Raw genomic sequence first — 2,666 nt, 5'->3', positions numbered from 1 at the left:
GGGCGATTTCCCGTCCTTTGTCAAATGGATCGCGCTTCGCGCTCATTGCACCACGCGATGCGGTCTCCGCATCGCGCATCGCATCATTTGCGCCCCGTCTCTTGCACCCCGCAAGACGGGTTTTGCCGCGTGCTAACCGTCTCGCGTCACCCGCGGAACGACATAAGCGAGACTGCCTCCCGTCGTCTGGATTTCGCTATCCGTCACCTGCATTCCGTCCGCAGTACATCGCCGAGCGCATCCCGACATTTGGAGGGTGTGTTGTGCCCCGCGACGAATGCTGAAGGCGCCACGGCAGACGTCGCACGGTCATCGCACAACGCCGCCCGCTGCATGCCAAACGTCGGTCGCATCCCGACTTCTGCTTGACCACTCCGCCTCATGCGTTTAGCGACATTGTGGTATTATCGTTGCGATTCACTATTTTTGCGGAGGATCAGAATGCCGAACGAAAATCTCGTGGTGATCGCAGCGATGGCCCGGAAAGGGGGCAGTGGAAAAACGACGCTTTCGCGCGCCTTGATCAGCGCCGCGATCGCCGCCGGACGCAGAGTGATGTTGATCGACACGGACAGCACGAGGGTACTCGGGGCCTGGCATACTCGGGCGCAAGCCGGTGGGCTGAGTTCGCCGCTTCTCTGCTCGGCCACCGTCGAAAGCGTGGCGGGTGTCGAGGATCAGATCGATCAGGTCTACATGGCAGGCACGGCAGACTTCATCTTCATCGATACCGCAGGGGTCGGTGCCGAATGGTCAGACGGAATTGCGGTACTTGCGGACCACATTGTGACGCCCGTCATGCTGTCGACGTCTGATTTCGATGTTGGCGCACAGACTTCTGATTGGTTTGAGAAACTGAAATCCCGTGTTGACGACCCCTCCAGCCTCCCGCGCCACCACGTCGTCCTCAACATGGTCGACCCGAAAACGACCCGTGCTGACGCCGCCCTGATTGAAGAAGCGCTCACCCGTTTTCCGGTCATTGAGACCGTCATGATGCGACGAAACACTTACAAGGAGATGGATCAGAAGGGGCTTCTCCACGCCTTGGCACTGGAAAAGCAATCTGATCCAAACCCTCTGATGCGTCCACATGTACGTCATGTCGTCGAGGCGCTCGAGGAGGCGACGGACATCCTCAACAACATTCTTGCTGCGTGAGGACAGTCGATTGCGCAAGAAGATCCCGACTATCACCAGGCCCGACCCAGCCTACGCCGCCACCCTGCAACAGGGTGGCCGCGAGGTTCCCGGGAAGGAAGATGAGGCACAGGTCTCAGCAACAAAGACAGCCACCCCAGCCGCTGACGTTGACGCTGATCGGCACGTGTCAGAGTGTGCGCCGGAAGGTGCCGTGGCGCCGCACCAAGTCATCGCAGAAAGCTCTGACCCGCATACCAGCCTGAGTGCTCCCGTATCGACCGCGACGAAGAGCCCGACCCGCAAGATCGACATCAGGGTCAACGCACTCGAACGACAGGAAGCAGCGCTGGAGATTTGTGGTGTTGAGCCGGCACATGTGGTGCGTGCCGCCCTGCGCCGTGCAGTCAAAGGCTGGCAACTGTCGCCGGTCTTCGCCCCAGTCGCGGAGGAGCGGCGCACTCGAAACACGCAGTGGCAGGCCCGTACATCTCTGGCAGTAGATGCGGCCAGCCTGGGTGTCCTCCTCCGGGACCACGACCCCCTCGACGTCTTGAGTAAATGGGCTCTGATCCGCGGCCAGGTGGAACCACGCATATGGGGCGAGATCGACAAAATCTTGGAAGAAATTGCTGTTCGTGCTGCATCGCCGCATGAACCGCACGCACCGTAAGATACCTATCTGAAAAGACAACTTGCATTTCGCCGGTGGATTTTTGCCCACCGGCAGAAGCTCGCCTTGCAGTTGCGGAAAGCGTGGCGCTAATGAGCGTCATAGGGAATTTCAGACCTCAGTGGTGACGAGTTACGAGGTCCATTTAGGAGGAACGCATTATGAACACGAAGCCCCGCCTGACTGGCGAACCGATCATGCGCATCCTCTGCAAGACATCTGAAAATCTGGTCGGCTACCTTTACCAATGGAACAATGGCGACGTGCAGCCTGCCTGGTTCGACGGCGCTGTGGCGGACGTTCGCTATGAACCATTCATTCAAGCGACGGAACAGAACCCTGTCGATCCGAAGACCCCCAGACCGCGTCAGCAAGATCTGACGCACCTTGAAAAGGCCTAGCTCAAAGTCTCGCGTCGGTTTGTGGGTCATCCCATCCCGTAGGTCCTTTGAGCGATAGAGTTGACTTCTATGCCTCATTAGTGATCTAGATATGAGTTATAGAAAGGATATCTATAACTCATGGCTTGGAACTGGACGCTGCCCGATTGGCCGGATTTCCGATATGACGCCTCCGCTCTGGAGCCGTTTGAGCAGACGTTCCTGCTGTCGTCCGGGGAAATCCTCGGCGCGGTCCATCATGTCAGTCAGCCGGAACGCGAGCAACTCCGCATCGAACTGCTCAGCGAGGAAGCGATGCAGACGAGCGCCATCGAGGGTGAAATCCTCGATCGGCTCAGTGTCCAGTCTTCGCTGCGCCGCCATCTGGGCCTCGATCCGGACAGCTACCCTGCCAAACCGCGCGAACAGGGCGTCGCGGAAATGATGGTCGACGTCTATTCCAGTTTTGCAGA

Annotated in this window: 4 protein-coding genes; all 4 read left to right on the top strand. The window is 58.7% G+C overall.

The genetic code is table 11. The features are described 5' to 3' along the window. Window positions 1-441: 441 nt before the first annotated feature. Window positions 442-1,161, top strand: coding sequence for a nucleotide-binding protein (locus tag C8N42_RS21145; RefSeq protein ID WP_095590961.1), 720 nt, complete (start codon window positions 442-444; stop codon window positions 1,159-1,161). Window positions 1,162-1,171: 10 nt separating this feature from the next. Further along, on the top strand, window positions 1,172-1,813 hold the full coding sequence (locus C8N42_RS21140) for a hypothetical protein (RefSeq protein WP_096807328.1): 642 nt from the start codon (window positions 1,172-1,174) through the stop codon (window positions 1,811-1,813). A gap of 161 nt (window positions 1,814-1,974) precedes the next feature. Then, a complete protein-coding gene (locus C8N42_RS21135; RefSeq protein WP_096807327.1) occupies window positions 1,975-2,214 on the top strand; it encodes a hypothetical protein in 240 nt (79 codons plus the stop codon). Window positions 2,215-2,334: 120 nt separating this feature from the next. Then, a partial coding sequence (locus C8N42_RS21130; protein WP_146168308.1) for a DUF4172 domain-containing protein occupies window positions 2,335-2,666 on the top strand: 332 nt, incomplete at its 3' end.

Origin of the sequence: Celeribacter persicus, assembly GCF_003050785.1 — a bacterium.
GTDB classification, from domain to species: Bacteria; Pseudomonadota; Alphaproteobacteria; order Rhodobacterales; family Rhodobacteraceae; genus Celeribacter; species Celeribacter persicus.
Note: the sequence above shows the minus strand (reverse complement) of the source record. Positions and strands in the feature narration are given on the sequence as shown.

Bases quoted from the DNA above. Each gene is read 5' to 3' on its own strand.
- C8N42_RS21145 (WP_095590961.1), top strand. From the start codon at position 442: ATGCCGAACGAAAATCTCGTGGTGATCGCAGCGATGGCCCGGAAAGGG.
- C8N42_RS21135 (WP_096807327.1), top strand. From the start codon at position 1,975: ATGAACACGAAGCCCCGCCTGACTGGCGAACCGATCATGCGCATCCTC.